The sequence below is a fragment of the Pontibacillus sp. ABV4_188 genome, from assembly GCF_056311905.1.
In genome coordinates, this window is sequence record NZ_CM149975.1 from 1,427,992 (window position 1) to 1,447,843 (window position 19,852).

Here is a 19,852-nt window from a genome sequence, read left to right on the forward strand (position 1 = left end):
TTCCGGTTAAGCAATTCCCAATGTCTTCACACTCCTACTTTTTTAGATTCGTATTGCTTGATCTTATTTTCATGGGTGAGGGTGACGGATATGTCATCCCACCCATTGATCAACATTTCTTTTTGGTAATCATTGACTTCAAACGACGTCTTGAATCCTTCATTGTCGTATATAACCTGATTTTCAAGGTGAGCGGTCAAGTGATACGTTTCGTTTTCTGCTTTTTGAATGAGCTGGCTAATCTCTTCTTCTGGTAGCGTGACAGCAAGAATGCCGTTCTTTATGCAGTTATTAAAAAAGATATCAGCAAAACTTGGGGCGAGAATGACTTTGAAGCCATAATCTTCAAGCGCCCAAGGAGCATGCTCACGAGAAGAGCCGCAACCAAAGTTCTCGCCTGCAACAAGAATGGAAGTCCCGTCGTATTTCGGTTGATTTAATGAGAAACCTTCTTTCTGAGATCCATCATGGTGAAAGCGCCAGTTGTAGAAGAGAAACTGGCCGAACCCTTGGCGTTCAATGCGTTTTAAAAATTGCTTCGGTATAATCTGATCAGTATCTACATTGGAGCGGTTTAACGGATAAACCAAACCCTCATGCTTCCGAATCGGTTCCATTGTCTAATCCCTCCTAGTAAAAGGGGAGAGGGCGCTCTCCTACATTAGAGCAGGAAAGCGCGCCAGTCCCCCTTTATTGCTTTAGCGTGATGAATGGTGCCAGACACGCTGTGTTGCTTTAGTGCAGTAAATGGTGCCAGACACGCTTTAGTGTTGTAAAGCTTCAGTGAATTGGCGGACGTCTGTGAAGTGGCCTGTGATGGCTGCGGCTGCGGCCATTTCTGGGCTCACTAGGTGAGTCCGTGCGTCTGTTCCTTGTCGACCTTCGAAGTTACGGTTCGATGTGGAAGCACAGCGTTCACCTGGTGGGATGACGTCATCGTTCATAGCAAGACACATGCTACAGCCCGCATCCCGCCATTCGAAGCCCGCCTGTTTGAACACGACATCTAATCCTTCTGCTTCAGCTTGTTGTTTTACGGATTGAGAACCAGGAACGACAATAGCTGTTACAGAGGAGTGAACGGTTTTACCGCGAACAACTTCGGCAGCTTTTTGTAAGTCACTTATCCGTGAATTGGTACAAGAGCCAATGAAGACGTGCTCAATTGCAATGTCTGAAATGGGCTGATTAGGCTGTAGATCCATATAAGCCAACGCATGTTCAATCTCTGCTTGTTTATTGGCTGAAGTAGCTTCAGCAGGGTCTGGAACCGAGGCTGAGACAGGCAGGCACATGCCTGGGTTTGTTCCCCATGTAACTTGTGGTTCGATTTCAGAAGCATCGATCTCAAGTGTATGGTCATATACAGCACCTTCGTCAGAAGCTAGAGCCAGCCATTCGTCTCTAGCCTTGTCAAATGCTTGACCTTCTGGAACGTGGCGTTTACCGCGAAGGTACTCGACTGTTGTTTCATCAGGGCTAATTAAACCTGCACGAGCACCGGCTTCAATCGACATGTTGCATACTGTCATACGCTGTTCCATCGAAAGGGAGCGAACCGCATCGCCTGTATATTCAATTACATAACCTGTTCCGAAGCGGACGCCATATTTGCCGATAACAGCAAGGATTAAATCTTTCGCTGTAACACCTGTGCCAAGTTCTCCGTTTACTTTCACATTCAAAGTTTTAGGAGGGGCTTGCCACAAGGTTTGAGTCGCTAATACATGTTCAACTTCACTCGTTCCAATACCAAATGCTAAAGCGCCAAATGCACCATGAGTGGAAGTATGACTATCTCCACAAACGATTGTTTTGCCTGGCTGAGTAAGACCAAGCTCAGGACCGATGACGTGAACAATTCCCTGGTCAGGGTGATCAATATCAGCTAAAGGGATGCCGAATTCATCGCAATTTTGCTTTAACGTCTCCATTTGTTTCTTAGAGACGGGATCTTTAATGATATGACGTTCACGCGTCGGTACGTTGTGATCCATCGTGGCGTATGTGCGTTCTGGACGGCGAACGGAACGATCGTTCATCCGTAAGCCTTCAAACGCCTGTGGTGATGTGACTTCGTGTATTAAATGCAGATCGATATAAAGTAGGTCTGGCTTTCCTTTTTCTTGATGGACAACATGTTGATCCCAAATCTTTTCAACGATTGTTTTGGGCTGGGTCATGGTCTCACTCCTTTATGAAAAAATAGGGGAGGGGACGTAAGTTTTTCCTTTACCTTACGTCCATCTCACTAGACGTAACAAGTCATAATACTGTGAGTTGCATCTTGTGCAGTCACTCGCTCTAGGACGAGGCGAGTCATTTCTTTAGTACCGACTCTTTTGCCGCCTTTAATGTCTAAATCGCCTGTGCAGTAGCCATCCTCTAATACTTGTTGAACAGCTTCTTCAATCACGGCTGCTTCTTTTTCTAGTCCAAATGAGTGACGAAGCATAAGCGCGGTTGAGAGGATCGTCGCAAGTGGGTTTGCAACTCCTTGACCTGCGATGTCTGGTGCTGAACCGTGAACCGGTTCGTATAAGCCCATACCGTCTTCTCTTAGGCTAGCAGAAGGAAGCATACCTAGTGATCCCGTTAAGACAGAAGCCTCATCACTCAAAATATCGCCGAACATGTTCTCGGTCACGATGACATCGAACTGTTTCGGGTTCGTAATTAGCTTCATCGCAGCTGCATCGACTAGCAGGTGTTCCACTTCGACATCTGGATAATCTGCTTTCTTCTCTTCAACGACTTCGCGCCAGACTTTGCTAGATTCTAAGACGTTTGCTTTATCAACACTTGTTAGGTGTTTGCGTCTCAAACGAGCGCTTTGGAACGCATTGTCTACAATTCGCTCAATCTCGTCGCGCTGATAGGAAAGGGTATCGACAACTTCTTTGCCATTGTTACGTCGCTCACTCGGGGTGCCAAAGTAAAGGCCACCTGTTAGCTCACGAACGATGAGGAGGTCGCTACCAGCAACAACATCGTGCTTTAAAGGGGAAGCGTGAAGAAGTTGATCAAACCCTTTAATTGGACGAAGGTTCGCGAAAAGACCAAGCTGTTTTCGGATTCCAAGCAATCCCTTTTCCGGACGAAGGTGAGAAGGATTCTGATCCCATTTAGGTCCACCAACAGCTCCTAGCAGAACAGCATCGGATTGCTTACAAGCTCGGACTGTATCTTCTGGGAGGGGCGAGCCATGTTGATCAATGGCCACACCACCAATATCGTGTGTATGATACGTAAACGTGTGGTGGAACCGTTCAGTGACGGCTTCTAGAACCTGTTTAGCTGATTCAATGACTTCCTGACCAATGCCATCACCAGGTAACAAAACGATTTGCTTTTCCAATAGTAGAACCTCCTTATACAGGCGCAGATTGTTTATTTAGTAGTTGTTGATTTAAAATGACACGATTGACTGCGTTTAAAAAGGCATTAGCCGAAGCTTCAAGCACGTCTTGTGCAGCTCCGCGGCCACTTGCTGCCGTTCCATTAACGGTTAGCCTCACATGTACTTCTGCAAGGGCATCGCGTCCTTCACCAACTGAACTCAAGCGATAATCTTCTAAGTGAATATCTTCATGGATTAAAGCCTCAAGCGTGTTATAGATGGCTTCAACACTTCCCTGACCTGTGCCAGCTGTCTCAACGCGTGTATTCTCCGGCGTCGTCATAGCTACTGTGGCAGTAGGGATATTGGCTGAGCTATATTGAACTTGGAAAGCTTGTAATTTATATTTAGCCGCATCAGTTGAGTCGGTTTGAACATCTGTCAAAATTGTAAACAAGTCTTCGTCCGTTACGTCTTTCTTACGGTCTGTTAAACTCTTAAATGCTTTGAACGCTTCTTTAAGTTTCGCCTCAGTAAGATCATATCCTAGGGACTTCACTTTATCTTCGAAAGCGTGACGCCCGGAGTGTTTACCAAGCACCATATTACTAGCCCCGATCCCAACCATTTCTGGTGTGATAATCTCATAGGTGGAGGCGTTCTTCATCATGCCATCCTGGTGAATGCCAGATTCATGAGCGAAGGCATTCTTTCCTACAATGGCTTTGTTGCCAGGGACAACCATTCCAGTAAACTTACTGACTAGATCACTTGTGCGTTTGATTTCGTTTAATACGAGATTGGTAGAGTGCTCGTAGAAATTGTTGCGAATCTGTAGGGCTACAGCCACTTCTTCAATAGAAGCATTCCCAGCGCGTTCACCGATTCCGTTAATAGTTCCTTCAATCTGAGTAGCCCCGTTTTCAATAGCTGCTAACGAGTTGGCAACCGCCATACCAAGGTCATCGTGACAATGAGCAGAAAGGGAGACGCGGTCAATATTAGGAACGTTTTCTTTCACGTATCGGAAAAGTTCTCCGTATTCATATGGGGTTGTATATCCAACCGTATCTGGCAGGTTAACCACCGTTGCCCCAGCGTCAATGACTTTCTCGATGATTCGGACAAGAAACTCTTTATCAGATCGGCATGCATCCTCTGCTGACCATTCAACTTGTGGGAATCGTTCTCTTGCGTAACGCACCATTTCAACAGCTGTTTCAATGACTTCATCTGGAGTCTTCTTCAGCTTATGCGTCATGTGAATAGGGGAGGTAGCTAAGAATACATGAAGACGTGGTTCTGAAGCGTCTTTCAATGCCTCCCAAGCCCTATCAATATCCGATTTCTTCGCACGTGCAAGCCCTGTTACAGAACTATCTTTGACCGTTCTTGCAATTTCTTGAACGGATTCAAATTCGTTTTGGGAGGAAGCGGGGAATCCCGCTTCCATAATATCTACTCCAAGTTTCTCTAGTTGCTTCGCAATCTCTAGTTTCTCTAGTTTATTTAGGTTGACTCCAGGGGACTGTTCTCCGTCACGAAGGGTTGTGTCGAATACCTTAACGTGCGCCATTTGCGACCACTTCCTTTTCTTTTTTAGATTTGGCCTGCTCTTTCACGAAAGGCATTAATTCACGGAGCTCCCTTCCAACTTGTTCAATTTGGTGGCTGTTTTCTTTTGCATTAATGGCGTTAAATTGAGGGCGGTTTACCTGATTCTCAAGGATCCAGCCCTTAGCGAATGTCCCTGTTTGGATGTCAGTCAGAACGTCTTTCATGCGAGCTTTCGTATCTTCGTTTACAACGCGTGGGCCGGATACGAAGTCGCCCCACTGAGCTGTGTCAGAGATCGAGTGGCGCATACCTTCAAGACCGCCTTCGTACATAAGGTCAACGATTAGCTTCAGCTCGTGCATACATTCGAAGTAAGCAACTTCTGGCTGGTAACCGGCTTCAGTTAGCGTTTCGAAACCAGCTTTCACAAGGCTTGTAAGGCCACCGCAAAGAACAGCTTGCTCACCGAACAGATCTGTTTCTGTTTCTTCCTGGAAGCTTGTTTGCAGAACGCCTGCGCGACCGGCGCCGATTCCTTTTGCGTAAGCTTGAGCGAGCTTCTCAGCCTGCCCCGTGTAATCTTGATACACACCGTATAGTGCAGGAACCCCAGCGCCTTCTTCAAATGTGCGTCGTACAAGATGTCCTGGTCCTTTTGGTGCTACAAGGAATACATCCACATCTTCTGGAGGTACCACTTGATTGAAATGAACATTAAAACCATGTGCGAATACAAGAGCATTTCCTGCATCTAAGTTTGGTTTGATTTCTTCTTCGTAAACAGAAGGTTGATATTCGTCTGGAAGAAGAACCATGACAACATCTGATTCCTTAACAGCGTCAGCAACGCGTTTTACTTCAACACCGTCTTGTTCTGCTTTATCCCAAGATTTCCCAGGGCGAAGGCCAACGACTACGTCAAATCCGCTTTCTTTAAGGTTTTGTGCGTGTGCATGACCTTGAGAACCATAGCCTACGACTGCAACCTTTTTATTTTTTAAAACCTCTTCGTTAATGTTTTGATTGTAAAGTACTTCTGCCATTGTTAATCCATCCTTTCAGGTTTTGGTTTATTAATTGAATATTCAAACTACTAAAGGTGTAAAAGTTCCCGAGTCCCTTTACTGTAATAGGGATTGTGGGGTGAACTCAGTGACTTGTGGCTGTTGTCCTCGTAAGAAGGCAGTGAGCCCTGTTCGCGCTAACTCCTTAACACCATAAGGGCGGAGGAGATCAATTAGCGCTTCGACTTTCTCTGATTTTCCAGTGACCTGAACCGTCATACTCTCTTTACTGACATCAATGACGCTTGCGCGGAAAGGCTCAATAATCGTCTGAATTTCGTTGCGGTTTTGAATGTTGCTGCCTACTTTAATCAGGGCCAGTTCCCGCGCTACGATCGCTTTATCGGTAATGTCTGATACCTTTAAAACATCGACTTGTTTATTAAGCTGCTTAGTTAATTGTTCAAGCTTTTGGTTATCTTCAACCTCTACGACGAAGGTCATTTTGGAAATGCCTTCTGTTTCCGTTCTGCCAACAGAGATGCTTTCGATATTGAATTGGCGTTTGTGCAAGAGGCCGGTAACGCGGTTTAATACGCCGCTTCGGTTTTGCACGGTTGCCGTAATAATCCGTTTCATCGTTTCACCCCAATCATTTCGTGTAGCCCTTTGCCTGGGGCGATCATTGGATAGACATTCTCTTGTTGAAGGACGCGGCAGTCTAGAAGGACCGGTCCATCGTAGTCAAACACATCCGGCAAGATTTGAGAAAGTTCGTCTTGCGACTGAACGAGTTCGCCGCGGATACCATAACTCTCTGCAAGCTTTACAAAGTCTGGCTGTGTTTGAAGAAGGGATTCAGAGAAACGCTCGTCGTAAAATTTCTCCTGCCACTGGCGAACCATCCCAAGTGCGCCGTTGTTGACGATGACAATTTTGACAGGTAGTTTTTTCTCTTTTAAGACAGACAGTTCTTGCAGTGTCATTTGGAAACCACCGTCTCCAACGATTGCGACTACTGGCTCGTCAGGGGAGGCAATTTGTGCACCAATGGCAGCAGGGAAGCCAAAGCCCATCGTGCCAAGTCCGCCTGAAGTTACCCAGCGGTTCGGTTTAGTAAAGGAATAATACTGAGCCGCCCACATTTGGTGCTGGCCAACGTCTGTAGTCACAATCGCGTTTCCATCTGTAACCCTATGAAGGGCTGAGATGAGCCACTGTGGCACCATTTCTTGTTCAGGGTTATCGAACCAAAGAGGGAAGTTCGCTTTGTTTCCGGATACTTCTTTCAACCAGTCTCCATGGTTTTTCATATCAACATCCATATCCTCGATTTCTGTGAGCGCCTTCTTGGCGTCTGCAACAATAGGGATGTGCGTCTGTACATTTTTACCGATTTCAGCAGGATCGATATCAACATGAGCAACAGTTGCTTTAGGTGCAAAGTGCTTAAGGTTCCCAGTTAAACGATCATCGAAGCGAGCACCGATATTAATGAGCAGATCACAATCATAAAGGGCCATGTTAGCGGCATAAGTTCCGTGCATGCCGGCCATTCCAAGGCTTAATTCATTCTCGCCAGGGAAGCTGCCAAGCCCTAGTAGCGTTGTGGTTACAGGAAGTGCGTGCTTTTCAGCGAAGTTTTTCAACTCCTCTGATGCACCTGCATGAATAACGCCTGCACCTGCAAGAATGACAGGCTTTTTGGCTTGTGATAGAGCTTCTTTCAACTTCGTTAGCTGAAGTGGATTAGGCTTTACCGTCGGTTGATACCCTTGCAGGAAGAAGGTCGTATCATAGGATTCCTCTGCAATGCTTGATGAGATATCTTTTGGAATATCTACAACGACAGGACCAGGCCGACCAGTAGAAGCAATGTGGAACGCTTCTTTCACAATGCGAGGCAGGTCGCTTAAGGATTGAACTTGGTAATTGTGTTTCGTGATCGGTGTTGTGAGCCCCATTACGTCAGCTTCTTGGAAAGCATCTGTTCCAATGACATTGCTAGCTACCTGCCCTGTGAAAACGACGAGTGGGAGAGAATCCATCATCGCATCAGCGATTCCGGTAATTAAATTTGTAGCACCTGGTCCGGAGGTTGCAATCACAACGCCAGGTTTGCCTGAAACGCGAGCGTAGCCTTCCGCCGCATGAATCGAGCCTTGTTCATGGCGGGAGAGGATGTGATCAAATGCGTCTCCTGCACGATAAATGGCATCATAAATGGGTAAAACGGCTCCTCCTGGATACCCAAATAACGTATCAACACCAACTTGCTGAAGTGTGTCAACGAGAAGGTCTGCTCCTGTTTTAGGAGCTTTTGTGTGCGATGCACCGGGTTGCTGTGCTTGCTTTTTTGCTTCTACCTTCACCTGTAATCCCTCCATTTCATTTGAATTAGATAAATTAAATCTAGCTTAAAGCTAGGCATGCCTTTATTTTTTCCATAATAAAAACCATCCCACCCCATAGAAACTCCACGTCTTGTGAAGAGTTAGGGGCGAAATGGTTATTTTCGCGGTACCACCCTGATTTCGCAGTATGTTGCTCACTGCCTTACGAGACAAAGGCACGAGTTGTGCTTCGTCTCTTTCGATAACAGGTGCTCATTGTACACCTGACTTGAGCCTACTAAACAGAGTCGTTCAGCCAAGCACTCAGGGAGGATGTCAGAGTAAGGTGTATTTCCGGGCTTCCAGCAACCCCGGCTCTCTGTAAATACAGGTTCTTACTCCTTTATTCCCGTCGTAGATTTGTCGATATCCACTTTTTATACTTTCATGACTCCGCCTTTATTTGCGGATGTAAAGACGAAAGGGACGTTCGTTCGCATCGATGCCATCAGCATTCCCGGTGTGATCTTGTCACTTGTCAGGATGGGTTCTTCCTAACTAACAGCAACATCTTTTTGATTCTCTGGGTAACACTGAACACCGTCACGTACGACAAGTTCTCGGAATAACTGGAGTAATTCGTTTGTCATTTTACCTGGCTTGCCATCTCCAATTTGTCTCTTGTCGACGTCAACTACAGCGATTACTTCAGCAGCTGTTCCTGTTAAGAAGACCTCATCAGCCACATAAACATCGTGGCGTGTAAAAGGTTCTTGTTTTAATTCATATCCGTGTTCCTCAGCAAGGTCGATAATCGCATTACGCGTTACACCTTCTAATGCTCCGAGGTAAACAGGAGGGGTATAAATCGTGCCGTTTTTCACGATGAAGATGTTATCAGCAGATCCTTCTGTTACGTACCCTTGATCGTTTAGCATAAGAGCTTCGTCTACACCGGCTTGGTTCGCTTCTAATTTCACTAGGATATTATTTAAGTAATTCAATGATTTTACTTGTGGACTTAGTACGTCTGGTCGATTGCGTCTTGAAGCAACAGATCCAAGGCGTAAACCTCGTTCATATAATTCCTTAGGGAAAAGCGCGAGTGCTTCTGCGATGACAACAACGCGTGGTGTAGGGCAGCTTGCTGGATCTAAGCCAAGGTTGCCAGGTCCGCGTGATACAACTACTCTGATGTATGCATCCGACAATTCGTTTTGGCGGATGGTATCTACAATGACTTGCTTAAATTCCTCCTTTTCGTATGGTAATTCAAGCAAGATTGACTTGGCGGAGTCATAAAGGCGGTTGATGTGTTCGTCTAATTTGAAGATGTTGCCACTGTAAGCTCGTAGCCCTTCAAACACCCCGTCTCCATATAAAAATCCATGGTCGTAGACTGAAACAACCGCCTCTTCCTTTTTAACAAATTGGCCGTTTAGAAAAATCCATTGACTGCTCATACTTACACTCCTTCCCTTTAATGTATTAATGCTTAAACTCAGTAAAGTATGATTGGTAAAAATGTAGCCCGATTGCTTCATCTAAATTTTTAACTTGAAACAAGGGGCAACTAGTTCATGAATCATTTTGAAAAAGCTCATTTGCTTTTTTTGTGAATGATTTAAATTATGGATAATCATAAGCCGTATTGAAGGCAAGGTCAACAGCTATTTCTTAACTTTTCTGACAGTTGTGATAACTCTGTAAATTAGAAAACGCTTACACCCTTGAGAGCGTAGAGATTGGGAAAAACGAGAAGAAATGAAGAAAATAAAGAAAAAAAGTATGGTGGTTTGGAAGCTTTACACAGTCGGGTCTATACCTTTGTGAAAGGAGTAGAAACTAGTGTGAAAGTAAAGGTTTTATTCATTTTTTTCTAATTTTATTTGTGTAGCTGCGCGTGGTGATGTATGAGTTAGGGAAGAGGGGGAGGGATTGACGAAAGGAGAGCTGGAATGTCTAAAGAAGGATTCATGTGACGAAAGAAGAGCTGGAATGTCTAAAGAAGGATCTATGTGACGAAAGCGAGCGAAGGTATGGTGAAAAGGAAGACGGCAGTGACGAAAAGACAGGTGGGAGTGACAAAAGAGGAACTGAAATGTCTAAAGAAGGATTAGATTGACGAAAGCGGGCGGTGGTATGACGAAAACCAAGCTTCAAAAAGTGAATGTCTCCACTTTAAAACCATTTATATATCACAAAAAACCTTCTTTCCATCTCTTATTCATAAAAAATGTAGATAGCCCCACCTTGTAACGGCTATAATAGAACAAGTAATCGTATAGCGGTAGATTAGAAAGGATTTGTATAATGAAACAACAATCACCATTTTTTGAAAGCTTAAAACCTTTCATTCAGGAAGCATGGAATAAAGCAGGGTTTGACCAACCGACTGCAGTTCAGAACGAAACAGCTCCAATTATTGTGGAAGGTGGAGACGTTATTGCAGAAGCTCCAACAGGAAGTGGGAAGACACTAGCGTATCTCTTGCCTGTACTACAAAAAATTGACCCAGAAGCGAAGCAGGCGCAGGTGTTGATCTTAGCATCTTCTCATGAACTTGTGATGCAGATTTTCGACGAAGTCAGGAAGTGGACAGAAGGAAGCGGCATTAGAAGTGCGTCCTTAATCGGGGGAGCGAATGTGAAACGTCAGCTTGAGAAGTTGAAGAAGAAACCTCACGTGATAGTGGGAACACCAGGGCGTGTGAATGACTTAATCGAGAAGAAAAAGCTCAAAATGCATGAAGTGAAGACGATTGTTCTTGATGAGGGAGATCAGCTGCTTGTGCCAGAACATATGAAAACGGTCCAAAGCATCGTCAAAACTACACTCAAAGAACGTCAACTTCTAGTCTTCTCAGCTACACTTTCTGAAGCTGCGGTGGAAGATGCACAAAGCATGATGAAAGATCCGGAAGTGCTGAAAATAGAAGATAAGGAATCTGACCAGCCTGACGTAGATCACTACTATATTGTGAGCGAAGGGCGCAAGAAAGCCGATACGCTCCGTAAACTTGTGTATTTAAAAGAATTTAAAGGGCTTGCGTTTATGCGCGATATTGGCAATTTAACTGTATTTGCTGAAAAGCTCGACTACCGTGGCATTGATGTGGGTACACTTCACGGAGAGACGAAAAAGCAATATCGTGCGCAAGTATTAAAGAAATTTCAACGTAACGAGTTCAGGCTAGTGATGGCAACAGATGTCGCCGCACGTGGGATTGATATGCCTGATATTAATCATATTATTAACGTTGATCTTCCACGGGCAACGGAATACACTCACAGAGCAGGACGGACAGGGAGACTTGGTTCTTCATCTGGTACAGTTATTACAATTGTTACCCCTGAGGAAGAGAAACAAATGAAAAAGTTAGCCAAAGACCTCAACCTCACAATTAAGAAAACAGAAATCTACAAAGGTCAACTCAAATAAACAAAAACCGCATGCTCCGATGAGCATGCGGTTCTTTATTGTGTTAAAGCGTGCCAGACACCCGTTAGTGCTTTAATGCTATAAAGGGTGCCTGGCATCCTCTTTTGCTTTAATAGCATGTTTAGTCTTCTAGGTTTGTGTAGGCTTCGTCGTAGCGCTGAGCTAGATCGAAATCTCTTGCTGACAATCCTTTTACGTCGTGGGAAGTTAATGAGACGGTTACTTTGCCGTAGTCGACACCAATATATGGGTGGTGGTCTTTTTCTTCTGCAATTGCGCCTAATTTATTCACAAATTGGATGCCATCTAAGTATTCGTTAAATGTAAAAGTACGCTGAATTGAGCCGTCCTTACGATCCCACTCGGGTACATCTTGTAATGAGTGTTGAATTTCTTCTTCTGTATATGCTGCCATTATTTATCACCTGCTTTTGTATATTTATAAAATCAAGTATAGCTCCTACTCAGAGAGGAAGCTCTTTAGTTTTTTTACCTTTTTAGTCTTTCCTTTAAACATCTGTTCATGTTATCATCTCATCCTTTGGGAAATCTCTCACCCATTGCCCATTTATGCATATTATTAGGATTATCTTGGTGTGATATGGGTAACGATAAGAACAAGAGTTATTTTTTCAGGAGAGGTGAAACAGAAACAATGAGGCTTTTTATACAAGAAGACATTAAAGCCGACAACGGGCATTACGAAATTTATTTAACGATTAACAAGCAACAACTGCTTAAGCACATTGATGACGAAATGACAGCTTTTATAAAGAAACAAGCCATTGACCATATACAAGCCAAATATGACCACGTACCGATCCGCGTAGTTCGTATTATGATTGGATCGATGCTTTACTTTTCTTTTGCCGTAAATCAAAAGAAACAGTTAAGTCCACTCACGTAAAAGAGAGGCGTCTCTTTGCTATATAGGAGGCGCCTTTTTATAGGGCTTTTAGTACTAAACGAATACACTGATATCCGAAATATCCCCCAAAGCCGATCAGCACACAGCTTGCTAGGATGCAAATCATCTTCATAGCGACTGCGTTCAGTAAAGTGCGACTAAAATGAACGGTCAACGCAAGGTTCGCGTTCCAAAGACCAATTCCTACAAAAACCAAACTACTCGTAAAAAAGGCGTAAAGGTGATTTTCCTGCTGTAAACTGGAGCTTAAAACAGATCCATAAATGCTAATCCAAAATAATAAATTCATCGGGTTCGTTCCAGCGATCGTCATGCCTGTCGCATAAGATCTCCACCCTACGTTTGGGAGATTCCGTTGGTCGTTTTCATTATGTTCTTCAGGTTCAAAGCTTGTAAAAAAGTTAGCCCATCCGGAGTGAAGGAGAATGAAACAACCGAGTCCCATCAGGGCGATCTTCACCCATATAAATCCTAAGACTTGCGAGAGTCCAAAAAACATCGCCCCCATGAGTATCAGGTCTGAAGACATGCCTCCAAGCCCGACTAAAAAAGCAGGCCAGAATCCATAAAGTAATCCTCTTTTTACGATTTCGATGTTAATGGGCCCAACAGGTGCAGCGATCGATAAACCGAGTACGATAGAACTGATCATCATAGGAAACATCATCTAACCCTCTCCAAATAACTTGTCTATAACTAGTAAATGAAAGGAGAGGGGGATTTAGAACATCATTTTAATCATATCGTTCAAAAGGAAAGATGCTTGTATGAAGATTCTTCGAAAAATATACGAAAGGTTTCTGGTCAAATACATAAGAGGGGAGAAAGTCTGTTAGTCCGTTCACGGGTATCTCAACTTCCCCTTTTTGTAGCTGCCAGTTTTGATGAAAGATTGGGCCTTTGTATATGCGTTTTCCTCGTTTTACAAAGAGTCTATAACGTTCTGTAAGCCAGTACATCAAAGATCCTGGTTGAGCTCTAAGTACTGGTGACAGTGGGCGATACCTTGCGTGAAAATGGGCTTTCGTTAAACCAATATGCGTTCTGCGGCTTAAAAAGTGATAGGTATCATTTCGTTGATGTAAAGACATCCTGGCTGTGACGTAATTCAAACCAAAAAGATACCTGGCGATACTGACGCCTGTAATGTGATTCGCATCTAATGTATAAAAATAAACACCAGGTTCTCCTTTGTATTTAACGTATGTCCTGACGTTTAGTTCAAGTAACTGATTAAAGCCTGGAACGACAGGCAGCCCACGAAGTTGAATATTTGCCATTTGAAACGGTACGATTGCGATCCATGCCCATCCCTCGTATGTATCTATATCAAAGCAACTTGGAACATGAGGCCTTAGGTCACTCACCTTAACAGGCCAATGGATAAATACTAAGTCATTCCATTCTTGTTTCATAATCCACGGTTTTCTCATCTTAATTCACCTCCTCACTCTATTTTGTTTACCCCGAGGGACGTTCGGACATACATGACAAAGCGATCTGGGATAATATGAAAAAGGACTAATCACTGCGGGAGTGATTAGTCCTATAAGTACAACAACTATTTCAAAAGCTTCAACAATTCTTCATTACATTTCTCACGTTCATCATAAATTAGGCCGTGACCACTAATTTCAAAAGAAACGAATGTAGAGTCCTTAATTTCTTCGTGTAAAATTTTAGAGAAAGCATAATCACAAATGTTGTCATCTTCTCCGTGCATAATTAGTGTAGGCACATGAACGTACTCTAGAACGTGGCGTAAGTCTTCATCTCGTAGTGATTTTGCTGTCTCGATTGTCGCATGTCCGCTTGCCTCTAAACCTAAGTGGAAAAACCATTCATTGAACGGAGCTGACGTAGCTTTATGGAAGAAGTTCACGCCAAAGTCTTTCAGTGCATTTGGACGATCATTTTGGAAAGCGTTAATGAGTTCATCAACTTCTTCCTGAGCCATTCCGTGTTGAAAACCATCTCGGCTAGTGAAGCTCGGTGCCGCGGCTCCTATTAAAATTAGTTGGGCGAGTTGATCATTCGCATGCTTCGTGGCGTATTGAATACTAATCGGTCCACCCATTGAGAATCCTGCTAGGAAGAAATTCTTAAGATCTAATGATTCCACAACAACTTTAATATCGTGAGCGAGTGTATCATAATCATATCCAAATGCAGGCTTATCTGATTGCCCGAACCCTCTTAAATCAATGCCGATAAAACGGTATCCTTTTTGAGGAAGTTCATTCATTTGATACTCGAACATTTTATGATTTAAAGGCCAGCCATGAATAAAGACAATGGGCTGTCCTTTTCCTATATCTTCCACAAAAAGCTTAACCCCTGGTTCTACTTCAATAAAATGAGACATTCTAACACTCCTTATTAGTACATTGATAGTGCACGTATTCCCTCATAATGGAAGGATAAACCCGCGGAGAAGGAGCTTGTTCAGAGAATGTTTCCGTTTGCTTTATTAAGCGTAAGGTGGTTCGGGAAATCACTCGCTTTCCGCGGCGAGCTGGGAAGCCTCCTCAATCGCAACGCTCTTTCCGGGGTCTTCCTTAGGCTCTTTCTGCCGCAGGAGTCTCGCAATTTCCCGAACCACCTTTGCCAGGTGTAGAAGAAACGGAAGTATGCTACATATGGAATTAGGAGTGATGAAACAAGCCACGCTTGACCTGCGGGGCCGACCGCGGAAAGCGAGTCCTTCCCCAGTCACCCCAAGCTCTTAATAACATAAAGGCCCAATACGTTCTAACATGTCTTAGTTGAGAGTATTCAAAATTTTGCTCTGTTCTTTAGCTAGCATTTTAAATATGAAACCTGAAAATGGAGCAAAGTCTTAAACATAAAAAATACGCCCCATTAAGGGGCGTATTTTAAAGATTATTCTTTATCAAACCATAGAAGTTCTTGGTCATCAACGAAACCGTTATAGTTAATGAGGATCTCCTCACCAGCTTTAATATCCGTATATGCATAAAACTCGAACGTATCATTATCAAAGTTAATCACGTAATTTGAATTTGGTTGATACGAGTGGTTAAAGAGCATACCGTACCCTAGAAGAAGGGCTGTGTGATTCTCGCCATATTCAAAAGCATAATCAGCAAGTAGTGTTTTCTCAATATGCTCATGGTCCTCGTTTGGATAAGGAATGACTGGGGCTTCATGGATCAGCTCACGTTTTTGGATATCACGCGTAGCGAAAACTCCTCTGTTATACTCTCCGTCTGAGAGACTTGATGTTTTAATTTCTATCATGTGTATCACCACGCATTCTATAAACTATACCTAGTCTGACACGTCTCACCAAAAAAAACAACCCGTACTTTAGCGGAGTAAAAGAATGAAGCGTGCCAGACACCCTTTATTGCTGTAGTGCAATGCAGGGTGTCTGGCACGCTTCATTACGTTAAAGCCCTGAACGTTTACTGTTCAGGGCTTGTTGTGATTGTTAATTTTAGTCTTTGAAGATGCCAAATGGTTTTCCTACAGGTAGGGTTACGCGGTTAAAGTGGGTATTGAGCACACTTGCAGCGGAGCCGTAGAAGCTTAAGAGCGCGATGCAGAATTCTGCAATAGCGGCTACTAAGTGCATAGCGTGTGGCATAATTCCTAAAGTGGATAGTGATAATCCAATAAATAAGAAATCAATAAAGACAAAGATAGAGAATAATACTTTATGGGTTTCCATAGCGGCGACTGTCATGAATAGGCTAAAGATTAAGTACCCGATATAGGCAATACCTAGTTGATTAGGGTCTACAGCAGCTGCGGCTGCCTCACCGAATACGCCAAAGTCGATTAACCACGATGTTCCAACGCCGAGCCAGAACAACCCGAACGCACCAAAGGCTGTTGTACCAAATGTATTATTATGTTTTGAATCTAGCATACTCGCGATAAGCTGCGCGATTCCTCCTAAGAAAATGGCCCATGGCAATACAAAGGATACGCCGTCTGTCCATCCTAATTTAGCTGAGGACGCCACAAGCGTCACCATCGCAAGGCCAAATAGCCCAATAGCAGATGGATCTGCTGTTGCTATTTGAACACGCTGAGTCGATTGTTGTTCATTCATGATGATACCTCCTATTAAACATACTTAGCTAATTTACATAAAAATGAGCAAGCATGCAATAGGAATTGTAATGTAAGCGTGATTTTCATTAAAAAGTACGAAGAAAAATCCAATAGGGAAGAAATTGTTTGCTTCATGGTAGCCGTTTTATTTTAAAGAGTTTAAAATAAATGGAAGAAAGTAAAGTGATATGAATAGGAGGTATAGGGAAATGGATCAATCTGAAAGTTTAAAGGGCGTTTACTTTGGAGACATGTTTTTTCAGTTTGGTGTTTTTGTAATCGTCATAGCCATAGTAACTTATCTAATAATAAGAAAGTTAAAATCGTAATAAAGGATTACATTTAATACGTAAGTTCACTTCCATAAATACCGAAATTTTGTTTATCGGTTTGTTGAGCCTCAATTATAGAAGACTGTGTTTACTCAAAAGAGAAGGAAATCATGTGTGAAGCACGAAACTGTTCATAAAAAAGACTGTCCACCAAGGGAGTGTCAACGCATGAGAAAATCGATAATTTGCCTAATCAGCCTTTTGCTCTTGTTAGGTGGGTGTGATTCAGGAGTTGAGACCTTTCTTGAGGTAGGGGAGGGGATAGGGACTCCTAACGGAACAAAAGTTACGGTAGAAGGTTATATCGTCGGAGTACCAACAGCGGTTGATTACGTGGAGCAGAGTAACTTTTCAAGTGACTTCGCTTTAGCACTAGCTGATGACCCAAGTGAAGCCGATGTCTCGAACATGCTCTTCGTTAAACTTGATTCTGGCTACCGAAGTGAATTTGGTCTTCAAACCAATCCTGATAAGTTCGGAGAAATCATACGTGTAGAGGGTACGCGTGATGATTACTTTAATCATGAAGGTGTAGAATCCGTTACATCGATCACCTTAGAAACGGATTCAAGAGATGAAGGTGATTCGGGTGATGGCGGGGAAACGATCGGTGACTATTACCGATCGGCTGAAGGACTAACAGGAAGCAACCTGAAAGAAGAACTTCACACGATAATAGATGATCATGCGGAATTATCATATGATCAGGTATGGGATGCACTCCGTCACACAGATGAGGACCCAACGAACTCAAATCATGTACTGCTTTTATACACTGGGGATTCCATTTCAAAATATGAAAACGGTGGTCTTGTTGATGAGTGGAACCGTGAGCACGTTTGGGCTAAATCCCACGGTGACTTCGGTACTTCTATGGGAGCAGGGACGGACATTCATCACCTTAGACCAACTGATGTCTCTGTCAATTCAACAAGAGGAAATTTGGATTTTGACAACGGAGGAAATCTACATTCAGAAGCACCAGACACCTATTATGATTCAGACTCATGGGAACCACGAGACGAGGTGAAAGGTGACGTAGCGCGAATGATCTTTTATATGGCCGTACGCTATGAAGGAGACAGTGGTGAATTGGATTTAGAGATTGCAGATAGCGTAGGGACAAGTGGACCGTACTTAGGTAAGCTATCGACGTTAAAAGAATGGCATGAGAGTGACCCGGTTGATTCCTTTGAACGAAATAGAAATGAAATCATTTTTACAGATTATCAAGGAAATCGGAATCCATTTATTGATCACCCTGAATACGTAGATCAGATTTGGTAGATCACTTATGTAAAATCTCTTTCCCGTTTTGGGAGAGAGATTTTTTAGTGTTAAAAATACGAACGATAATTTATTGTAAATAAAAAACATTCGTTTTTTGTTGAAATGGTTGTATGCATCTGTTACAGTTGCCTTGTAACAACCTAAAAATTATATCACTCGTATATTCTCAGTAATAAGGTCTGAGCGTTTCTACCTGGTTCCCATTGAAAGAACTAGACTACGAGTTGAAGTATAGACATGTACGGCTTCTTCTTTTTTAGTTGCTGTTCAAAGGAAATGCTATACGTACGTCTGTATAGTTTTCTCATACTTTAACTTGCTGGTCTGGAAGGTAGAATGTTTCTACATATTCCAGGCCTTTTTTAATGGGGGTTTGTAAGTCTGTAGATCGAGTTACAGGAGGATCGGTGAATGATTTAAGGGACAACAAGAGAACTCAAAAGGAGCGATTACAGATGAAGCAAAATCTATTCACAAAGCAAGTAGCCATCATTGCAGCATTATTTCTTATTTTACTAGCAGGATGTAGTTCAAAAGCAGAGTCACAAACAACAGAGGAAGAAATGGCTCAACCGATCCTTGTTCAAGGACCAATGCCTATTGAAGCTGAAAAGTTCGCTGAGAAATTATCAGATGTGGAAGAAGAAACGTCAGGAACGTTTGTATTTTATAAAGGAACGCTCGATGGATATCCTGTCATCGTTGCCAAGACAGGTAAGGGAATGGAAAATACAGCAGCTGCAACAGCCGTTGCAATCGAACTCTTCAATCCAGCAGCAATCATCAATCAGGGTACTTCTGGAGGACATGATCCGAATTTAAATGTATTTGATATTGTATTAGGTGAGAAAACAACCAACATCGGATCTCTTAAAACGGGAGACCGCGCGGATGGTGAAGGGATTGAGCCAACGAACTGGATCCCGATGGACTTAATGGCCTCTGAAGGAAGTGCTGGTGAAGACCCGAATGCAGAGAAAGCGCGATTCTATGAAGGGGACGAAAAACTCCTTGCAGCAGCGAAAGCAGTTAAGGACGTGCATACAGAAGGAAAAGTTGTCGAAGGTACAATCGGATCAGCGGATGTATGGAATAACGAAGTCGACCGCATTCAATGGTTCCATGAAAACTACGGCACGTCTGTTGAAGAAATGGAAGGCGCAGCAGGAGCACAAATTGCAAAAGCCTACGATGTCCCATTCCTAGGCATTCGCATTCTTTCCAATAACAAGACAAATGGCGGTCAGTATAACCCTGATACAGCTAGCTCTAACCAGGAATATGTGTTTGAAGTTGTAAAAGAATATATCTCTTCTAACTTAGAGAAGTAACCTTGTTTACACATGCAGTCCCATGACTGCATGTGTATTTATTTATGTTTCTATTAATTTGTATAGTTAATTTTTATTTGTTCCACATAACCCCCCTTATATGGAACAAATCGAAGCTGAGACACTTTTGTGTAGATAGGGCCGTTACGTTTGCTGAGAGCTTGGGGTGTCTGGGGAACGACTCGCTTTCCGCGGGCGAGCTGTCGAGCCTCC

General features: G+C 43.3%; 19 protein-coding genes, 1 pseudogene and 1 riboswitch. Of the genes and pseudogenes, 5 read left to right on the forward strand and 15 right to left on the reverse strand.

What is annotated here, in order from left to right:
• Positions 1–26: 26 nt before the first annotated feature.
• The 9 genes and pseudogenes from leuD to ilvE form a co-directional block, all read right to left on the reverse strand.
• A complete protein-coding gene (gene leuD / locus ACYX4O_RS07195; protein WP_476355887.1) occupies positions 27–617 on the reverse strand; it encodes a 3-isopropylmalate dehydratase small subunit in 591 nt (196 codons plus the stop codon).
• Between the two features lie 147 nt (positions 618–764).
• Positions 765–2,183 carry a 3-isopropylmalate dehydratase large subunit gene (gene leuC, locus ACYX4O_RS07200; protein WP_476355889.1) on the reverse strand — a complete coding sequence of 473 codons (1,419 nt, stop codon included), beginning with the start codon at positions 2,181–2,183 and terminating at the stop codon, positions 765–767.
• A 68-nt stretch (positions 2,184–2,251) separates the two neighbouring features.
• The gene (gene leuB / locus ACYX4O_RS07205) at positions 2,252–3,358 is read right to left on the reverse strand and encodes a 3-isopropylmalate dehydrogenase (RefSeq protein ID WP_476355891.1); all 1,107 of its coding nucleotides are present in this window, start codon (positions 3,356–3,358) and stop codon (positions 2,252–2,254) included.
• Positions 3,359–3,371: 13 nt separating this feature from the next.
• Complete coding sequence (locus ACYX4O_RS07210; protein WP_476355893.1) at positions 3,372–4,916, reverse strand: 2-isopropylmalate synthase; 1,545 nt, start codon at positions 4,914–4,916, stop codon at positions 3,372–3,374.
• A complete protein-coding gene (ilvC, locus tag ACYX4O_RS07215; protein WP_476355895.1) occupies positions 4,903–5,940 on the reverse strand; it encodes a ketol-acid reductoisomerase in 1,038 nt (345 codons plus the stop codon). The genes ACYX4O_RS07210 and ilvC overlap by 14 nt, the downstream gene beginning before the upstream one ends.
• A gap of 78 nt (positions 5,941–6,018) precedes the next feature.
• The gene (gene ilvN / locus ACYX4O_RS07220; RefSeq protein WP_476355897.1) at positions 6,019–6,540 is read right to left on the reverse strand and encodes an acetolactate synthase small subunit; all 522 of its coding nucleotides are present in this window, start codon (positions 6,538–6,540) and stop codon (positions 6,019–6,021) included.
• On the reverse strand, positions 6,537–8,288 hold the full coding sequence (gene ilvB / locus ACYX4O_RS07225; RefSeq protein WP_476355899.1) for a biosynthetic-type acetolactate synthase large subunit: 1,752 nt from the start codon (positions 8,286–8,288) through the stop codon (positions 6,537–6,539). The genes ilvN and ilvB overlap by 4 nt, the downstream gene beginning before the upstream one ends.
• Positions 8,289–8,677: 389 nt before the next feature.
• Positions 8,678–8,767: pseudogene (locus tag ACYX4O_RS07230) on the reverse strand (dihydroxy-acid dehydratase); the annotation flags it as partial.
• Positions 8,768–8,788: 21 nt separating this feature from the next.
• On the reverse strand, positions 8,789–9,697 hold the full coding sequence (gene ilvE, locus ACYX4O_RS07235) for a branched-chain-amino-acid transaminase (protein WP_476355903.1): 909 nt from the start codon (positions 9,695–9,697) through the stop codon (positions 8,789–8,791).
• Between the two features lie 515 nt (positions 9,698–10,212).
• On the opposite strand from ilvE, the gene ACYX4O_RS07240 reads away from it, so the two are divergent.
• Together ACYX4O_RS07240 and ACYX4O_RS07245 are read left to right on the forward strand one after the other, a co-directional pair.
• Positions 10,213–10,359: a hypothetical protein gene (locus ACYX4O_RS07240; protein WP_476355905.1), complete on the forward strand. Its 147-nt coding sequence runs from the start codon at positions 10,213–10,215 to the stop codon at positions 10,357–10,359.
• Between the two features lie 188 nt (positions 10,360–10,547).
• Positions 10,548–11,675, forward strand: a complete 1,128-nt coding sequence (locus tag ACYX4O_RS07245; protein ID WP_476355906.1) for a DEAD/DEAH box helicase — start codon at positions 10,548–10,550, stop codon at positions 11,673–11,675.
• Positions 11,676–11,796: 121 nt separating this feature from the next.
• Here the strand turns inward: ACYX4O_RS07245 and ACYX4O_RS07250 are convergent, their stop codons facing one another.
• Positions 11,797–12,090 carry a 4a-hydroxytetrahydrobiopterin dehydratase gene (locus ACYX4O_RS07250; RefSeq protein WP_476355908.1) on the reverse strand — a complete coding sequence of 98 codons (294 nt, stop codon included), beginning with the start codon at positions 12,088–12,090 and terminating at the stop codon, positions 11,797–11,799.
• Positions 12,091–12,330: 240 nt separating this feature from the next.
• On the opposite strand from ACYX4O_RS07250, the gene ACYX4O_RS07255 reads away from it, so the two are divergent.
• Entirely contained in the window at positions 12,331–12,582 is a 252-nt protein-coding gene (locus tag ACYX4O_RS07255; RefSeq protein WP_476355910.1) for a hypothetical protein, read from the forward strand.
• 37 nt (positions 12,583–12,619) lie between these two features.
• Here the strand turns inward: ACYX4O_RS07255 and ACYX4O_RS07260 are convergent, their stop codons facing one another.
• The 5 genes from ACYX4O_RS07260 to ACYX4O_RS07280 form a co-directional block, all read right to left on the reverse strand.
• On the reverse strand, positions 12,620–13,270 hold the full coding sequence (locus tag ACYX4O_RS07260; RefSeq protein WP_476355912.1) for a LysE family translocator: 651 nt from the start codon (positions 13,268–13,270) through the stop codon (positions 12,620–12,622).
• A 67-nt stretch (positions 13,271–13,337) separates the two neighbouring features.
• Entirely contained in the window at positions 13,338–14,036 is a 699-nt protein-coding gene (locus ACYX4O_RS07265; RefSeq protein WP_476355914.1) for a YqjF family protein, read from the reverse strand.
• 128 nt (positions 14,037–14,164) lie between these two features.
• A complete protein-coding gene (locus ACYX4O_RS07270; protein ID WP_476355916.1) occupies positions 14,165–14,968 on the reverse strand; it encodes an alpha/beta fold hydrolase in 804 nt (267 codons plus the stop codon).
• Between the two features lie 518 nt (positions 14,969–15,486).
• Positions 15,487–15,864, reverse strand: a complete 378-nt coding sequence (locus ACYX4O_RS07275) for an SET domain-containing protein (RefSeq protein WP_188653224.1) — start codon at positions 15,862–15,864, stop codon at positions 15,487–15,489.
• A 199-nt stretch (positions 15,865–16,063) separates the two neighbouring features.
• On the reverse strand, positions 16,064–16,684 hold the full coding sequence (locus ACYX4O_RS07280; protein ID WP_476355918.1) for an acetate uptake transporter: 621 nt from the start codon (positions 16,682–16,684) through the stop codon (positions 16,064–16,066).
• A gap of 502 nt (positions 16,685–17,186) precedes the next feature.
• Here ACYX4O_RS07280 and ACYX4O_RS07285 point away from each other — a divergent pair.
• Both ACYX4O_RS07285 and ACYX4O_RS07290 read left to right on the forward strand, forming a co-directional pair.
• A complete protein-coding gene (locus ACYX4O_RS07285; protein ID WP_476355920.1) occupies positions 17,187–18,305 on the forward strand; it encodes an endonuclease in 1,119 nt (372 codons plus the stop codon).
• Positions 18,306–18,444: 139 nt separating this feature from the next.
• A riboswitch (purine riboswitch) is annotated at positions 18,445–18,548 on the forward strand.
• Between the two features lie 215 nt (positions 18,549–18,763).
• On the forward strand, positions 18,764–19,639 hold the full coding sequence (locus ACYX4O_RS07290; protein ID WP_476357035.1) for a 5'-methylthioadenosine/S-adenosylhomocysteine nucleosidase: 876 nt from the start codon (positions 18,764–18,766) through the stop codon (positions 19,637–19,639).
• The last annotated feature ends 213 nt before the right edge of the window (positions 19,640–19,852 follow it).